This window comes from Brotocaccenecus cirricatena (genome assembly GCF_020687045.1).
Classification (GTDB): Bacteria; Bacillota; Clostridia; order Oscillospirales; family Oscillospiraceae; genus Vescimonas; species Vescimonas cirricatena.
In genome coordinates this window covers 1-17045 of the sequence record NZ_JAJEPW010000057.1, presented here as the reverse complement: position 1 = coordinate 17045, position 17045 = coordinate 1, and the positions used below count along the sequence as shown (strand labels likewise).

Sequence of the window (17045 nt, the reverse complement as noted above, 5' to 3'; positions counted from 1 at the left end):
GTACACGCCCCGGCAAAAAATGATTCCATTTTATTTGCCGCCTGCGGGCGGCAAACTCTGCGAGGCTTTTTTGACAAGCGGGTCATAATGCAAAATATATACAAAGGAGGCGGGGCTATGGAGCTGCGCCACGTTTATGGGAACACCTATGCGGCGGTGGGGGCCACGGCGCTGATGCCGGTATATAAGCTGACGGACACGGACATTGTACTGATGGACACGGGCTATGCCCGGCTGGACCGCAGCGCCCTGGTGAACCTCATAGAGGGCAACGGGTTCCGACTGCGGGGAATCATCTGCTCCCACGCGCACTTTGACCACACGGGCAACGTCCGGTACTTGCAGCAGCGGTACGGCTGCCTGGCGGCGGCCCAGATCATCGAGGCGGGCATCTCCGTGAATCCCGATGCGTACCGGGCCAACTATGTGGCCCTGACCTACGGCAAAAGCCGGGAGTATCTGCTGGAGGAGTGCTTTCCGGCGGACGTGATCATCCCCGCCGATGCGGAGCATCTGGACTTCTGCGGGGCCAGGTTCGGCATCCTGCAGCTGCCGGGCCACTCCGCCGGGCACATCGGCGTCGTCACCCCGGACGGGGTTGCCTATCTGGGGGACTGCCTGATTGACGAGGAGCAGATCGCCGCCGCCAAGCTCCCCACCAGCATGTTCATCGCCCGGGACCTGGAGAGCAAGGAGAGCCTGCGGAATCTCCGGCGCCCGGCGTACATCATCGCCCACAAGCAGGTGCTGACGGACATCGGCCCCCTGATCGACCGGAACATCGCCTTCATCCATGACAAGGGCCGGGAGCTTCTGGAGGACCTGGAGGACGGCATGTCCTTTGACCAGTGGATCTACGCCTTCTGCCAGCGGGAGAACGTCCGCACCCGGAACGAGTTCAAGTTCAGCATCGTGGAGCGGAATTTTGCCAACTTCGTGGACTGGCTGACGGACGAGGGGAAGGTGGAGGTGCGGCGGGAATTCTGCGCCAAGCACTATTTTCACCGGGAAAAGTAAAATGATTGTAAAATAATACGTTGCATATGTTGCGAAAACGGTCTATAATGGACAGATACCCCGCAAGTATAATGAAAATTTGAGGTATTTGAGGATGAACATTGGAGAAAAGCTGAACATGACCATGCTCTGCGACTTTTACGAGCTGACCATGGGCAACGGATACTTTGAAAACGGCTTCAAGGACAAGATCACGTATTTTGACGTGTTCTTCCGCCGGGTGCCGGATAAGGGCGGCTTCGCCATTGCCGCCGGTCTGGAACAGCTGATCCGTTACATCGAGGACCTGCACTTCACCCCGGAGGACATTGCGTATCTCCGTGGGCGGAACCTGTTCTGCGAGGAATTTCTGGAGTATCTGGCGAACTTCCGGTTCACCGGCGACATCTACGCCGTGCCGGAGGGAACCCCGGTGTTCCCCAAGGAGCCGCTGGTGGTGGTCCGGGCCCCGGCCATCGAGGCCCAGCTCATTGAGACCTTCACCCTGCTGACCGTGAACCACCAGAGCCTCATTGCCACTAAAGCCAACCGCATCACCCGGGCCGCACGGGGCCGGACGGTGCTGGAGTTCGGCTCCCGCCGGGCCCAGGGCTCCGACGCCGCCATCACCGGCGCGCGGGCGGCCTATATCGGCGGCTGTGCTGGAACCGCCTGCACCATCTCCGACCAGCTGTACGGCGTGCCCGCCGGAGGCACCATGGCCCACGCCTGGGTGCAGATGTTTGACTCGGAATACGAGGCCTTCAAGACGTACTGCGAAATTTATCCCACCAACGCCACCCTGCTGGTGGATACCTACAACACCCTGAAATCCGGCATTCCCAACGCCATCCGGGCCTTCAACGAGGTGCTCAAGCCCAAGGGCATCACCAAGTGCGGCATCCGGCTGGACTCCGGCGACATGGCCTACCTGACCCGGAAGGCCCGGAAGATGCTGGACGATGCCGGGTGGACCGAGTGCAAGATCAGCGTGTCCAACTCCCTGGACGAGTATCTGATCCAGGACCTGTTTATGCAGGGGGCACAGATCGATATGTTCGGCGTGGGCGAGCGGATGATCACCGCCCGGTCCGAGCCGGTGTTCGGCGGCGTATACAAGCTGGCGGCGGTGGAGGACGATGAAGGAAACATCATCCCCAAGATCAAGGTCAGCGAAAACGTGGAGAAGATCACCATTCCCCATTTCAAGAAGGTGTACCGCTTCTATGGCCGGGACACCGGCAAGGCCATCGCCGACCTGATCACCCTGCACGACGAGCAGGTGGACGACACCCAGGACCTGGAGATCTTCGACCCCATGGCCACCTGGAAGAAGAAAACCGTGTACAATTTCACCGCCCGGGAGCTGCTGGTGCCGGTGTTCCTGAAGGGCAAGCGGGTGTATGACAGCCCCACCCTGCCGGAGATCCAGGCCTATTGCCGCCAGCAGGTGGACACCCTGTGGGACGAGGTGAAGCGCTTCGACAACCCCCACAAGTATGTGGTGGACCTGTCCCGGAAGCTGTGGGACATTCAGCAGGAGCTTCTGCGTTCGTCCCAGCGGTGACGGAGGATAAGGGCGGACAGAGTCGTCCGCCCCTACAGGCCCTCTCAGTCGGCTGCGCCGACAGCTCTCCCAGAGGGAGAGCCAAGGCTGTAGAGCTCGCTGCCCTCAGCGGGCCGCAAAACAGACACCCTTAGATACCCATACACCGCCGATGAGCGGCGGGGGCAGCGGGAAAGGAGGAAGGATTTCCGTTGAAGAAACCACATGTACAGCAAAAAACCGAGCGGCGCATATCGGCGGCCCTGCGGCTGGTGCTGGTGGCGGTGCTGCTGCTGGCCCAGATCGCGCTGGTGCTGGTGCTCAATGACCTGCTGCGGCAGAGAATGGCCATCGCCTATACCCTGCTGGAGCTGGTGGCCCTGGCCTACGTCTTTCGCATCAACAGCCGCCCCGGCGGCGGCTCATACAAGCTGGGCTGGACCCTGCTGATCCTGACGGTGCCGGTGGTGGGCCTGATCCTGTACTGGCTGTGGAACGGAGATCACCCCCAGAAGCGGCTGGACCTGCAAAAACTGCCCCGGCCCCGGGAGTCCGACGCCCGGCAGGAGCATAGCCGCCTGCAGGTGGAGCACCTGCGGCGGGAGCACCCGGAATGGGGCCGCCTGGCGGCGTATCTGGACCGGCAGGGCTTCCCCCTGTACACCGGCACCGGGGCCGTGTATCTGCCCACCGGCGAGGCGTATCTGGAGGACCTGCTGGAGCGCATGGAGCAGGCGGAGCACTTCATTTTCATGGAGTTTTACATCATGGCCGAGGGGCAGCTGTGGGACCGGCTGATGGATATTTTCCGGCGGAAGGCCGGACAGGGCGTGGAGATCAAGGTGCTGTTCGACGACTTCGGCAGCATGATGCGCATGCCCGAGGAGGCCGTGGAGGAGCTGCGGCGCATAGGGGCGGAGGTGCTGATCTTCAACCCGGTGCACCACTACGTGAACCGGCTGTACTTCAACTATCGGGACCACCGGAAGATCGCCTGCATCGACGGGGACACCGCCTATACCGGCGGGGCCAATATTGCCGACGAATACGCCAACCTGATGGAGCGGTTCGGCTATTGGAAGGACGACGGCATCCGGCTGGAGGGCCAGGGGGCCTGGACCCTGACCCGGGAGTTCATCTATATGTGGGAGCGCATGGGCGGCGCCATGCACCAGGAGTACGACTATTACCGGCCCCACGGCGACGCCCCGGGCCAGGGCTTTGTGCAGCCCTTTGTGGACGGGCCGGACAGCAACCCGGTGTCCTCCGCCGAGGATGCGTTTTTGCAGCTGATCGGCGGGGCCAAGCACATGGTGTATATCACCTCCCCCTATCTGGCCATTGACGAGTCCATGGAGAAGGCCCTGTGCATGGCCGCCGGCAGCGGGGTGGACGTGCGGCTGATGATGCCGGGCATCCCGGACCACAAATTCGCCTTCATGGTGGCGGAGAGCTATTTCGGGGAGCTGCTGGACCACGGGGTGAAGATCTATCGGTTCACGCCGGGGCTGCTGCACGGGAAAACCGTTCTGGCGGACCGGGAGGCGGCCTTTGTGGGGTCCGTGAACATGGACTACCGCAGCTTCCAGCTGCACTTCGAGTGCGGCACCCTGCTGTACGGCGCGCCGGCCCTGGAGACCCTGCTGGAGGACATGGACGGCATTATGGAAAAGTCCCGGCAGGTGACCCGGTCCGACTGGGAGCACCGCCCCCTGCTGCACCGGGTGCTGGGGGGCCTGCTGCGGCCCTTCGCCATGTGGATGTAATTCTTTCGAAAAAGCGGCAGGCCGCTTTTTCGAGAAGGCTGCACTGCGCTTCGTGCCTCACGGGCCGCCGCAGTCGTCCCCTTCGACACGCGCTCCGTGTAAAGTGTTTTTTGCGGCGTACACGCCGCCGCAAAAAACGGATTGCATTTGATTTGCCGCCTGCGGGCGGCAAACTCTGCGAGGCTTTTACAACAGACTCAAAAGAGACCGTATTCTTCCGAATACGGTCTCTTTTTATGCTTTATGGCTCCAGCGTGTGCAGGAGACGGTCGGTGAGGGACACGGTCAGGGCGGCCGCAGCGGCCAGGGCCACCGTCACCGCTCCGCCGCACCACAGCACCGCCCGGTAGGCAAACCGGCGCATTACCGCTCCCCTCCCCCGCTGACGATGTGGTAATAGGCGTTGGAGGTAATCCGGTACACCAGGGTGTACAGCACGGCAAAGGCCAGGAAGCTGGCGGCGGTGGTGCCCACCAGCAGGCGGGTGTTCCAGAGGTTGAACAGAAGCAGCAGCTTATGGACAAAGGGGAAGGCGAAGGCCAGGTGCAGTCCCGCCAGCAGCAGCGGCAGGAAGAACACCAGCAGCAGCTGGCTGTTGATGCTGGAGCGGATGTCCCGGCGGGTCATGCCCACCTTCTGCATGATGTCGAAGCGGGCCTGGTCCTCGTAGCCCTCGGAGATCTGCTTATAATAGATGATCAGCACCGCCGCCAGGGAGAAGCCCACGCTGAGGAGGATGCCCAGGAAGAACAGGCTTCCGTAGGACCCGTAGAAATCTCCGCGATTTTCCGCCAGGGACTCCACGCCCAGCACGCCGTTTTCCATCAGGCCGCCGTCCTGGGCCGTGCGGCGGATGGCCTCGGCCACGGGGTCCGCGGCGTCGGGAAGCTGGCGGTCCAGGTCAAAGCCATAGTACCAGGTGCGGGACACGCCCATATTGGCCCGGTTCATCACCTGCTCCAGGGCGTCTGCGGCGGAGAGGTCCGGGACGATGAGCCACAGCTGGGTGACGACGCTGGCGGAGTCGCTGCCGGAAGGAGAAAAGTTATCCAGCAGGCCCGCCACCTGCCAGGTGGGGCCGTTCTGAAGGGTCAGGGAGGTCCCCTGATAGCCGGTCCGGCTGCGGCAGACGTACACCTGCCCCTGGGGCAGGGTCAGGTCCGTGCCCATGGCGGCGTTGTAATCCGCCAGGGGGATCAGGGTCACATCCACGGGATTGCCGAAGCCCTCATTCGGGGAGAGCACCCCGTCCCGGAGGGTCATCACCGAGGACACGGAGCGGTACTCCCAAACATTGGCGGCGGACATACCGCTGCGGCGGACGGCGTCCGCCACGGCGGTGCGCAGAGGCGTCAGGTCCCCGGACTGGCTGGCCCGGTCCGGGAAGTAGGCGGTGATGTTTTCATCCCGGGGATAGCGGGTGTGCAGGGAGTCCTCCGCGCCGAAATACAGGCAGGTGGTGGAGGAGAGCATCACCAGCACCATAGTGCCCAGGATGCAGATGGAGGCAAGACCCGCGCCGTTGCGCTTCATGCGGTAGACCAGGGAGGAAACGGACACGAAATGCCGCTTCTGATAGTAAAACCGGGGGTTCTTCTGCAGCAGGCGGCACAGGGCCACGGAGCCGGAGATGAACAGCAGATAGGTGGCCAGGATCACCATCAGCACGGCGGCGAAGAACCAGGTCAGGGCCGCCAGCGGCTCCCGGATGGTGACGGCCAGGTAATAGGCCCCGGCCAGCAGCAGGATGCCCAGCACCGCCAGGGCCCAGTTGGCCCGGGGCGGCTTCTCCCCCTCCGCCTGGCTGCGCATCAGCTGCACGGCGGTGGAGCGGCCCACCCGCACCAGGGATGAGATCAGGATCAGCAGGAAAATGCCGGCGTAAAGCCCCAGGGTCAGGAGCAGGCCCCCGGCGGACACCCGGTACACCATGTCCGTGGCCGCGCCCACCATCCGCAGCAGGCCCAGCTCCGCCAGCTTGCCCAGCAGGATGCCCAGGGCCAGGCCCCCGGCCAGGGAGATGCCGCCGGAGAGCAGGGTCTCCCAGCAGAGGATCCGAGCGATGTCCCGCTTGCCCATGCCCAGGACGTTATACAGGGCAAACTCCCGGTTCCGGCGGCGGATCAGGAAGGAATGGGTGTAAAACAGCAGCAGCAGAGAAAACACCCACAGCACAAAGCTGCCCAGATTCAGGATCACCTGCACGGAGCCGCTGCCGGGCAGCGTTCCCTCCGGCAGCCGGGACAGGGCCACAAGAATGTAGAAAAACGACACGGCGCCCACGCCGGTCAGCAGATACGGTACGTAGAGGCGGCTGTTTTTCCGGATGCCGTCCCAGGCCAGATGACGGTACAGCTTCATGCCCGGTCACCGCCTGCCTGGAGCATGGTCAGGGTGTCCGCGATCTTCTGGTACAGCTGCTCGTCGGTGCACTGGCCGCGGTACAGCTGGTGGAACACCTGGCCGTCCTTGATGAACAGCACCCGCCCGGCGTGGCTGGCGGCCTTGACGGAGTGGGTGACCATGAGGATGGTCTGCCCCTGGCGGTTGATCTGGGCGAACAGGTCCAGCAGCTCGTCGGTGGAGCGGCTGTCCAGAGCGCCGGTGGGCTCATCAGCCAGGATCAGCCGGGGATGGGTGATCAGCGCCCGGGCCACGGCGGCCCGCTGCTTCTGGCCGCCGGACACCTCGTAGGGATACTTGTCCAGCAGCTCCAGGATGCCCAGCTGGCGGGCGATGGGGTCCAGCCGGGCCTTCAGCTCCCGATAGGGCCGCCCGGCCAGCACCAGGGGCAGGTAGAGATGTTGTCCCGCAGGGTGAAGGTGTCCAGCAGGTTGAACTCCTGGAACACGAAGCCCAGGTTGTCCCGGCGGAAGGCCGCGGCGTCGGACTCCCGGACGGCGGACATGTCCCGGCCGTCCAGCTCCACCCGGCCGGCGGTGGGCTTATCCAGAGCCGCCAGGATGTTCAGCAGGGTGGTCTTGCCGGAGCCGGACTCGCCCATAATGGCCACGTATTCGCCCTCCTCCACGGAGAAGTCCACCTGCCGCAGGGCCGTGACCTGGCTGCCGCCGAAGCGGGTGGTATAGACCTTTTTCAGGCCCGTTACATTCAGAATCTGCATATTGATGCCTCCTTATTGACAGGGCCTATTATAGCAGGCCGGGGAAATGCGCCGCCATCGAATGGGCTTACATTTCCCCGGTCTGAGCTTACATTTTTGTCACTCGTGGGTGCGGACGTTGATGAACTCCGCACGGAGCTTGGAATAGAGGATGGTCTGGCTGCTGTACAGGCCGCAGTAGCCGGAGAGGAGATAGCTCAGGGCGCAGGCCACGGCAAAATACGGCGCACCGGCGGAGCCGAACAGCTCCACGCTCAGCAGCACCGAGGCCACCGGGCAGTTCACCGCCCCGCAGAACACCGCCACCAGGCCGATGGCCCCGCCGAACCCGGCGGGCAGGCCCAGCAGGCCCCCCATGAAGCAGCCGAAGGCAGCCCCCACGAAGAACGACGGCACCACCTCGCCGCCCTTGAAGCCGCAGCCGATGGTGACGGCGGTGAACAGGATCTTCAGCAGCCACGCCCAGCCATTGGCCTCCCCCGCCAGGGCCCGGGCGATGACGTCCATGCCCGCGCCGTTGTAGTCGCCGTTTGTCAGAAGGCTCATGCCGATCAGCAGGACAGAGCCTGCCAGCACCCGGACCCAGGGGCTTCTGAACCCCCGGTCCAGCAGGCGCTCCGTCCAGTGAAGCCCCTTGCAGAACAGGATGCTGACCACGGCGCACAGAATGGCCAGGGCCACCACCGGCACCATGGTCTCCAGCGTCACAGGGGGCATGGCCACCGCGAACCGGGTGGGCTCCACCCCCATCAGGGTGGACACGCCGAAGGCCGCCATGGCGGCGGTGATGCAGGGCACCAGGCCCGCATAGTACAAAACCCCCACGCTGATGACCTCCAGGGCGAACACCGTGGCGGTGAGGGGCGTGCCGAACAGGGCGGCGAACACGCCGCTCATGCCGCACAGGGTGGCAAGGGGCAGGTCCTTTTCCCCCAGGCGCAGGAGCTTGCCCGCCTGGAAGCCCAGGCCGCCGCCGATCTGAAGGGCCGCACCCTCCCGGCCGGCGCTGCCGCCGCACAGGTGGGTAATGACGGTGGACACGAAGATCACCGGCACCAGCAGAATGGGGACGCTTTCGCCGAAGTGAACGGACTCAATGATGGCGTTGGTGCCCTTGCCCTCCAGATGGCAGAGCTTGTAAAGCCCCACGATGGCAAGGCCCCCCACCGGCAGCAGGTACAGAATCCAGGGGTGCGCCCCCCGGATGGCCGTGGCGTAATTGACGCCGATATGAAACAGGGAGCCGATCACGCCGCCGGCCACACCGATGATGCCGCCCAGCAGCACCCATTTTCCCAGCGCCGCCGGGTATGCTCCCATATGCATTATGGTCTTTTTCCACTTATCCACCGCTTGCCGCCGTCCTTTCCGCCCGTTCCCCCAAAAAATCTTCTTCCTTTTATAGCCAGCTTTTTTCGACAGTCTCTTTATAGCATCTTTATGGTTTGGTGTCAATCCGGCATATCAGCCATTCCCTGTTTCCGCAAAAACAGGGGCCTGCCTCCCGAAAAGCAAAGCCCCCGTCCTGTTTCATTTTGCTTCAGCTGCCCAGATGAAGCACCTGGAGAAGCAGAAGCCAGCTGAGCCCATAGTAGGTGACCACAGCCACCAGATCGTTCACGGTGGTAATCAGCGGCCCGGAGGCCACGGCAGGGTCCACCCCGATTCGCTTGAAAAACATGGGAATCAGCGTTCCCACGGCGCTGGAGATAAACATGGCCAGCAGAAGCGCCGCGCCGATGCACACCGAAACCGCAAACGCATATTGGGCGGGATATCCCTTGCCCAGCATGATGTAAGCGCCCACAAACAGCACGGAAAGACTGCCCAGAATCAGCCCGCTGAACAGCCCCACCCGCATCTCCTTGCAGACGAGGCCCAGCTTTTTCCGGGCGGTGATCTCCTTGTCCATCAGCACACGGATGGTGACAGCCAGCGACTGCGTTCCCACATTTCCCGCCATATCCAGGATCAGCGACTGGAACGCCATAATGATCGTCAGCCGGGACACGACCTTCTCGAATGCGCCCACAACGCCTGAAACAACCATTCCCAGCACCAGCAGCACCAGCAGCCAGGGCATCCGCTTTTTCAGGCTTGCCCGCAGCGGCTCGTGCAGATCCTCCTCCGCGGAAAGGCCGCCCAGCTTCGCATAGTCGTCGCTCATCTCGTCGTCCACCGCTTCCACCAGGTCCCTCAGGGTGATGACGCCGAGAATGCAGTTGGAGGCATCCAGCACGGGAATGGCGCTTTCCGAGTAGCTTTTCAGCCGCTCGATACAGTCCTCCGTGCGCTCGCTGCAGTAGACATACGGGAACCTGTGCTGGATAAGGGGCGCGATAGCCGCGTTCTTTTCCGCAATAAGCAGAGCGCGCAGCTCCACCGTGCCGCAGAAAAAGCCGTTTTCCGCCGTCACAAAGAGCATTTGGATATTATCGTTTTCCTTCGCCTGGTCCATAAGCGCCCGGGTGGCCTGGCCCACCGTCATTTCCGAATCCAGCGAAATGAAATTGGCGCTCATTCTGCTGCCGATCTCGTCCTCGTCAAACGACACCAGCAGCTCAATCTTTTTCCGAAGCGCTCCGTTGAGCAGCCCGATCATCGCTGACCTGTCGCTGCCGGGCAGTTCCCGCAGAATGTCCGCCGCAGCATCCGGGTCAATCTTTTCCAGAATGAAAACAGCTCTTTCCGTGTCGATGTCCTTCAGGAAGGCAGCCGCCTCCTGGGGCTCGACATACTTGAAAATACCGGCCAGCTTGTCCGGCTCAATGGAGCGGATCAGCCGCATCCTTCCAAGCCGGTCCATCTGCTCCATGGACTTGGCAATATCGCTGTTATGATAGTTCTCCAGCTGCTCCTGGATCATCTTCGGCGAAAGGTCATCCCTTATCAGCGCCGCGATCTCATCCGCGCAGCCTCCGCTTTTGAGGTTCTTGTCTTCGTTGAACATTGCCATGGTATTACCGCCTTTCAATTAAAATCGCATCGTGTTCCTAATTGAAAGTGAAGCCGGGCAATGTGCTGTCATATCCGGCCTTTATTTACCTGTACGAGCCGACGCAAAGCAAGCGCCGGACACAGCGGCACATTGAATACTTCGCCCGTAACTGTCACCTAAGCTCACTTTGCTCACCTCTTTCTGGAATAAAAGTCGATTGCTTTGTCATGATACCACTGTCGCGCGGTCCTGTCAACCCGGGACCGGACGCTGCCGCCTCTCCCCTTTCTCTCGTTTTTTCTGAGAAGCTGAAAAATTTTCAGGGAAGCTGATTTTCTATGATTTTCCCTGTTGATTCCGGAGAACATTTGCCGTATACTATGAGATGGAAGCAAAAAGATCCCAAGTGCTATCACCTATTACAACAATCAGGAGGAAAAGCAAGATGAAATACGGTCGTACTTTCAATTTCTCCGCAGGTCCTGCCATGATGCCGGAGCCTGTTCTGGAGGAGATCCGCGACGAGATGATGAACTATCGGGGCAGCGGCATGTGCGTCATGGAAATGAGCCACCGCTCCAAGGTGTTCCAGCAGATCGCCGACGAGGCCCAGGCCGACCTGCGCAAGCTGATGAACATCCCCGATAACTACAAGGTCCTGTTCATCCAGGGCGGCGGCACCCTGCAGTTTGCCATGGTGGCCATGAACCTGATGAAGAACGGCAAGGCCTGCTATGTGGAGACCGGCGCGTGGTCCAAGAAGGCCATTGCCGAGGCCAAGAAGTATGGCGAGGTGCAGGTGGTTGCCTCCTCCGCCGACAAGAACTTCTCCTACATCCCCGACTGCTCCGATCTGGACATCCCCGAGGATGCCGACTATGTCTACATCTGCGAGAACGAGACCATCAACGGCACCACCTGGAATAAGCTGCCCAACACCAAGGGCCACATTCTGGTGTCCGACCAGTCCTCCATGTTCCTGTCCCGGCCCTGCAACGTGGCCGATTACGGCCTGATCTGGGCCGGTGTGCAGAAGAACGTGGGCCCCGCCGGCATGGCCGTGGTCATCATCCGGGAGGATCTGATCCGGGACGACCTGGATCCCAAGACCCCCATTTACATGAAGTATAAGACCCATGCCGACAACGACAGTATGTACAACACCCCCAACTGCTGGGCCATCTACTGCTGCGGCAAGGTGTTCAAGTATCTGCTGAGCATCGGCGGCCTGGAGGAGATGGAGAAGCGCAACATCGCCAAGGCCCAGGTCATCTATGACTTCCTGGATTCCTCCAAGCTGTTCAAGGGCGCCGTGGTGCCCCAGGACCGCAGCCTGATGAACATCCCCTTCGTCACCGGCGACAAGGAGCTGGACGCCGCCGTGGTGGCCGCCTCCAAGGAGGCCGGGTTCGACAACCTGAAGGGCCACAAGTCTGTGGGCGGTCTGCGGGCCTCCGTGTACAACGCCATGCCCATCGAAGGCGCACAGGCCCTGGTGGACTTTTTGACCAAGTTCGAGGCCGAGCACAAGTAAAAGACGCAAAATCTGCACCAGCCGGGGGACAGGGTTCTCCCCTGCCCCCCGAAATTCGACAACATTTCGTATTATGGAAGGAGATTATTACGATGCGTATTCTGGTTACTGACGGTATGGACAAGACCGCTATGGCGCAGCTGCGGGAGCAGGGCCATGAGGTAGTGGAGCAGTTCTATGAGCCCGATCAGCTGGGCGAGGCTCTGCGCGGGTTTGACGTGGCCGTGGTCCGTTCCAAGACCAAGGTCCGCAAGGAGCACATTGACGCGGCCAAGGGCGGCCAGCTGAAGATGATCATCCGCGGCGGCGTGGGTGTGGACAACATCGACGTGAAGTATGCCGAGGAGAACGGCATCACCGTGAAGAACACCCCCCGCGCTTCCTCCCAGTCCGTGGCCGAGCTGGCCATGGGTCATATGTTTGCCTGCGCCCGGTATCTGTCCATCGCCGGTCACACCATGCGCGAGGGCAAGTGGGAGAAGAAGGCCTATGGCAAGGGCATCGAGCTGCAGGGCAAGACCCTGGGCATCGTGGGCTTCGGCCGCATCGGCCAGCACCTGGGCGTGATGGCCAAGGCCATCGGCATGAAGGTCATCGCCTTTGATATCTATCAGGTGCCCGTGATCTCCGAGCAGCTGGGCATCCCCTATGTGGAGATGGATGAGCTGCTGGCCCAGTCCGACTTCATCTCTGTCCACGCTCCCGCTGTGGACGGCGGCGCTCTGATCTCCGCCGAGAACATCGCCAAGATGAAGGATGGCGTGGTGGTCATCAACACCTCCCGCGGCACCAACGTGGACGAGGCCGCCCTGCTGGCCGCTCTAGAGTCCGGCAAGGTCCGCGCCGCCGGTCTGGACGTGTACGCCGACGAGCCCGCCAGCAACGTGGCTCTGTACAGCCATCCCGTGGTGTCCTGCACCCCCCACATCGGCGCCGCCACCGTGGAGGCTCAGAAGCGCATTGGCCAGGAGATCGTGGAGATCATCGCCGCTATGTAAGTTTTCCGAAAGAGAACCTACCCATATTGAGTCCGGAACAGGGACGCCCTCGGGCGTCCCTGTTTTTCTGTAGGGCGGCGCTGTATTTTTGCAGAAAGCCTTGACAGGAGAGGTTGAATCTGTTAAACTTGTTGTAGGGTTTAACAGATTCAACCTGAAAGGAGGAGCGTAACATGAGCGTACCCCAGATATTTGAAAGTGAGTACCGGTTCTGCCTGATCCTATGGGAGCACGAGCCGGTGAACAGCACCCGGCTGGTGCACCTGTGCCAGGAGCAGCTGGGCTGGTCCAAGGCCACCACCTATACCGTGATCCGGCGGCTGAGCCAGCGGGGCGTGGTGAAAAATGAAAACGCCGTGGTGACCAGTCTGGTCACGAAGGAGCAGGTGCAGCAGAGCCAGATCGACCAGCTGGTGGACAAGACCTTTGAGGGCTCCCTGCCCGCCTTTGTGGCGGCCTTTGCCCGGGGGCGGCGGCTTTCAGAAAAGGAGGTCCGGCAGCTGCAGCAGCTTATTGACGACAGCGAAAAGGAGAACTGACCATGGAACAGCTTTTTCTGACCATTCTGAACCGGGCGGTTACCGCCGGGTGGCTGGTGCTGCTGGTGATGGTGCTGCGGGTGGTGCTGAAAAAAGCGCCCCGGGCGGCGCACTATGGCCTGTGGGCCATTGTGGCGGTGCGGCTGCTGTGGCCGGGGGACCTGCTGCCCCGGGCCGGCGTCAGCCTGGTGCCCACCACGGAGCCTATCTCCGGAGACGTGCTGACGGCGGCGGGAACAGCGGTATCCGGCGGGCTTCCCGCCGTCGGCAGTCCCGCCGGTGCGGCGGCAGCGGAGACGGCGGCCCGGACGGGGCAGAGCCTGGGCCACATCGCCGCGGTGGTGTGGCTTGTGGGCATGGCGGCCATGGCGCTGTATCTGGCAGGCAGCTATGTGCGGCTGCGGGTGCGGCTGCGGATGGCGGTGCGGCTGGAGGACGGCGTGTGGGAAAGCGAACAGGCCCCGTCTCCCTTTGTGCTGGGGTTTATCCGGCCCCGCATCTATCTGCCCTTCGGCCTGGACCGGGGAAGCCGGGACTATGTGCTGGCTCATGAGCGGACCCACATCCGGCACCGGGACCACTGGGTGAAGCCCCTGGCGTTTCTGCTGCTGGCGGTGTACTGGTTCAACCCACTGCTGTGGGCGGCGTATATCCTGCTGTGCCGGGATATGGAATACGCCTGTGACGAGGCGGTGCTGCGGGACCTGGAGGAGCCGGACAAGCGGGCGTATTCCCAGGCGCTTCTGAATTGCGCCGGACCCCGGCGGGCGGTGACGGCGTGTCCGGTGGCCTTCGGCGAGATCTGCGTCAAGGGGCGCATCCGCCGGGCTCTGCGGTATAAAAAGCCTGCCGTGTGGGTGACGGCGGCTGCTGTGGTGGTGTGCGCTGCGGCGGCGGTCTGCCTGCTGACCAACCCCAGGGACCGGACCCCCTATGGGTGGGCCAGCCGGGTGACGGCTGGGGGGCTGAACGTGACGTATCTGCGGGAAGGGAACTCTGCCCGGACACCGGCCGGAATGCCGGGGCTGACCTCCCGGCTGGCGGAGCAGCTCAACGGGCTGACGGAGGAGGACTTCCCTCTGCTGGAGAACTACGCATACAATATCTTTGACCAGGGGAGGGAGCCCTTCCGCCTGCAAATGGGGCGGAAGGCCGGAAAGCGGGAGCTTCTGTACGGCGGCGACAGCGGGTATCCGCTGATGCTGCTGTACCGGGGGAAGCTCTACGGCGTGAACAGCGAGGAGCTGCTGCAGACCATCCTGGAGTATACCCGGGGCGTGCAGGTGGTTCCGGCAGGGACGGAGCTGGCCCTGCGGATGGGGCTGCCCGGAGTGTACCGGATGATGACAAAGGAGAGCGCCGACGGGCCGGATGTGATACAGGGAGATGACTTTTCCTGGACCCCGGCGGCGTGGCAGGGCGGCATGGCATATGTGGACCTGATGCGGACGGAGGGAGATGCTTCCGGCTCCGTGGGCCGCATCTGGTGCGCCAGGGCCCGGTGGGGCGGCCAGGAGCGCTGGCTGGTATACGCCCGGGACGGGCAGATCGCCCTGCGGCCCACGGAAAGCGGCTCCACGAGACTGAGCGTCGTCGGGCGGGGACTGGCATTCCCGGAGGACGGGACGTATCTGACGGCGGAGTGCGTGTATCAGACGCCGGAGATGCCCAGCCCGTCTCCCCTGTCGGCGGAGCTGCTGCAATTCCGGGATGAAGCCGTGAAATACTGGGCCCGGTATCAGGAGAACGCCGACGGGCAGCTGACCACCGCACTGGACCCGGAGAAGTACAGTCAGTATCCCATCCAGGGCGGTCAGAGCGTCAGCCTGGAGGAATGGGACAGCCGGTTCCCGGAGGGGGTTAGCCCGGACATCAGCGGGTACCAGGAGCGATGGCTGTTCCAGCTGGAGGATGGCCGTCAGCTGCTGCGGCTGGACGATCAGCTGTATTTGCTGCAATATCACCAGGCTGACGGGGAAGTTTTCGAGATGCTGCGGCTGCGGCCGGTGCCGCTGGAGCCGGAGCGGGTGCTGGAGCTGGATCGCCTGCTGCTCAGCGTCAGCGGAGACGACAGCGTGGCGGCGATCAGCTTCTCCGGGGCCGTGGAGGCCGCTATGCGGCAGCTGCCGGATTACCGGCGGATGCTGGACGGCGGGGCGGATACCCTGCGGTACTGCTTCACCATGCTGGAGTGCCGGTATAACGGCGGGTATGGGATGCAGGCAGCCATGATGGCGGTGTGCCGGGATATTCTGGTGGACATGGGCGAGGATCCCGGCGATGACGGGTATGACGTGCAGACCTGGTATGACGAGCTGAAGGCCCGAGCCTTTTCCGTGTCGGAGGACCTGGCGCACCATCCGGGGTATGCTGTGCTGCTGGGGCTGGGGGTGTCCCAGCCTGACGGCACGGCGGCGATAACCTATGTGGACATGGACGGCGACGGACTGGCGGAGCGCCTTGCGGCAGAGAACGGAGGACTCCGGGTGCTGCGGTATGACGGCACGGAGGTGTGGTCCTCCGGCCCGGTGGGACAGAACGGGGATGAGGCCCTGTTCCTGCACCGGAACGGCGGGCAGTGGGAGCTTCTGCGCTATGGCCGGACGGCGGAGGAGCAGCTCTATGAGCTGCTGAGCCTGACCGGCGGCCGGGAGCGGCTGGTGCGGTCCCGGCATCTGGCCCACGGCGCGGCGGCAGAGAGCGTCCGGGTCTTTGCGGAGGATTTCCATACCCTGCTCTATGGCGCGGATGAGGCGGGGCTCTCCGACGGGTGCGAGATGCTGCTGCTATCCGTCAGGAACGGCGAGACCCGGGTGGGGCCGCTGTACAACTTCAGCGGCTATGAGATCGGAGAGGGAAACGGATGAACGGAAGCGGCTATACCATTGTACAGGCCGGGGCGGAGGTGCCGGCGGAGGAATTCGTCAGGCGGTATGTGGACCTGGCGGACCCCGCCGCCGGGTGTCGACCCTGCCCGGACTATGGGCGGTTCTGGACGTGCCCGCCCTATGACGTTCCGGCGGCGGACTACTGGGCGGGGTTTGACACGGTGCTGCTGGAGGGGATGCAGTTCCACTTCACCCCGGCCATGCTGGAGCGGCGGTTTGACCCGGAGGAGCTGGCGGAATATACCCGGCGGCTGACGGCGGAGCAGGCCCGGCAGATGGACCGGGCCCTGCGGCGGCAGTACCCCGGGGCGGCGGTGCTGACCACCGGAGGGTGCACACTGTGTGAGGAATGCACCCGGCCCATGGGGCGGCCCTGTCGCCATCCGCAGGCGGTGGGGTACAGCCTGGAATCCCTGGGCTGCGATGTGGGCGCCGCCGCCCGGGGGGAACTGGGCTGGGAGCTGCTGTGGCCCCGGCGGGACCGGCTGCCCCGATATCTGACGCTGCTGTGCGCCGTGCTGCGGTGACATACAAAATTTTTGAAAGTTTTTCAAAATTCGGGTTGATTTTTCAGTATTGTATGTGTATAATGAATTTATATTCAGAGTCACCTCCGAGACTCCTGAATCGAAGCAGGACCGCCAGGCGGTCTGCCTGACTTCGCTGATTTCCCCCTTCCCCCCTATAGCAAAAGCGCCGGTATCGCACGATACCGG

12 protein-coding genes and 1 pseudogene are annotated in these 17045 nt (G+C 62.8%); 8 read left to right on the top strand and 5 right to left on the bottom strand.

Annotation, left to right across the window (positions count from 1 at the left end; genetic code table 11):
- Window positions 1-117 precede the first annotated feature (117 nt).
- From LKD37_RS14080 to cls, 3 genes are all read left to right on the top strand, one after another.
- Complete coding sequence (locus LKD37_RS14080; RefSeq protein ID WP_302929769.1) at window positions 118-1017, top strand: MBL fold metallo-hydrolase; 900 nt, start codon at window positions 118-120, stop codon at window positions 1015-1017.
- A gap of 94 nt (window positions 1018-1111) precedes the next feature.
- Window positions 1112-2563 (top strand): nicotinate phosphoribosyltransferase, encoded by a 1452-nt coding sequence (locus LKD37_RS14075; RefSeq protein WP_302929768.1) that lies wholly within the window; start codon window positions 1112-1114, stop codon window positions 2561-2563.
- 191 nt (window positions 2564-2754) lie between these two features.
- Window positions 2755-4308, top strand: a complete 1554-nt coding sequence (gene cls / locus LKD37_RS14070) for a cardiolipin synthase (protein ID WP_302929767.1) — start codon at window positions 2755-2757, stop codon at window positions 4306-4308.
- A gap of 241 nt (window positions 4309-4549) precedes the next feature.
- Here cls and LKD37_RS14065 read toward each other — a convergent pair whose 3' ends face one another.
- The 5 genes and pseudogenes from LKD37_RS14065 to mgtE form a co-directional block, all read right to left on the bottom strand.
- The gene (locus LKD37_RS14065) at window positions 4550-4672 is read right to left on the bottom strand and encodes a hypothetical protein (protein ID WP_302929766.1); all 123 of its coding nucleotides are present in this window, start codon (window positions 4670-4672) and stop codon (window positions 4550-4552) included.
- Window positions 4672-6669 (bottom strand): FtsX-like permease family protein, encoded by a 1998-nt coding sequence (locus tag LKD37_RS14060; RefSeq protein ID WP_302929765.1) that lies wholly within the window; start codon window positions 6667-6669, stop codon window positions 4672-4674. The genes LKD37_RS14065 and LKD37_RS14060 overlap by 1 nt, the downstream gene beginning before the upstream one ends.
- Window positions 6666-7432, bottom strand: a pseudogene (locus tag LKD37_RS14055) (ABC transporter ATP-binding protein). Before LKD37_RS14055 ends, LKD37_RS14060 begins: the two are co-directional and overlap by 4 nt.
- A gap of 99 nt (window positions 7433-7531) precedes the next feature.
- On the bottom strand, window positions 7532-8752 hold the full coding sequence (locus LKD37_RS14050; RefSeq protein WP_302929764.1) for a chloride channel protein: 1221 nt from the start codon (window positions 8750-8752) through the stop codon (window positions 7532-7534).
- A 220-nt stretch (window positions 8753-8972) separates the two neighbouring features.
- On the bottom strand, window positions 8973-10388 hold the full coding sequence (mgtE, locus tag LKD37_RS14045; RefSeq protein ID WP_306414492.1) for a magnesium transporter: 1416 nt from the start codon (window positions 10386-10388) through the stop codon (window positions 8973-8975).
- Between the two features lie 427 nt (window positions 10389-10815).
- On the opposite strand from mgtE, the gene serC reads away from it, so the two are divergent.
- The 5 genes from serC (at window position 10816) to LKD37_RS14020 (ending at window position 16856) form a co-directional block, all read left to right on the top strand.
- Window positions 10816-11904, top strand: coding sequence for a 3-phosphoserine/phosphohydroxythreonine transaminase (gene serC, locus LKD37_RS14040; protein WP_302929763.1), 1089 nt, complete (start codon window positions 10816-10818; stop codon window positions 11902-11904).
- A 92-nt stretch (window positions 11905-11996) separates the two neighbouring features.
- Window positions 11997-12902: a D-2-hydroxyacid dehydrogenase gene (locus tag LKD37_RS14035; RefSeq protein ID WP_302929762.1), complete on the top strand. Its 906-nt coding sequence runs from the start codon at window positions 11997-11999 to the stop codon at window positions 12900-12902.
- Between the two features lie 173 nt (window positions 12903-13075).
- Window positions 13076-13441, top strand: coding sequence for a BlaI/MecI/CopY family transcriptional regulator (locus LKD37_RS14030; protein ID WP_302929761.1), 366 nt, complete (start codon window positions 13076-13078; stop codon window positions 13439-13441).
- Between the two features lie 2 nt (window positions 13442-13443).
- Window positions 13444-16308, top strand: coding sequence for a M56 family metallopeptidase (locus LKD37_RS14025; protein ID WP_302929760.1), 2865 nt, complete (start codon window positions 13444-13446; stop codon window positions 16306-16308).
- Window positions 16305-16856 (top strand): DUF2284 domain-containing protein, encoded by a 552-nt coding sequence (locus tag LKD37_RS14020; protein WP_302929759.1) that lies wholly within the window; start codon window positions 16305-16307, stop codon window positions 16854-16856. The genes LKD37_RS14025 and LKD37_RS14020 overlap by 4 nt, the downstream gene beginning before the upstream one ends.
- The last annotated feature ends 189 nt before the right edge of the window (window positions 16857-17045 follow it).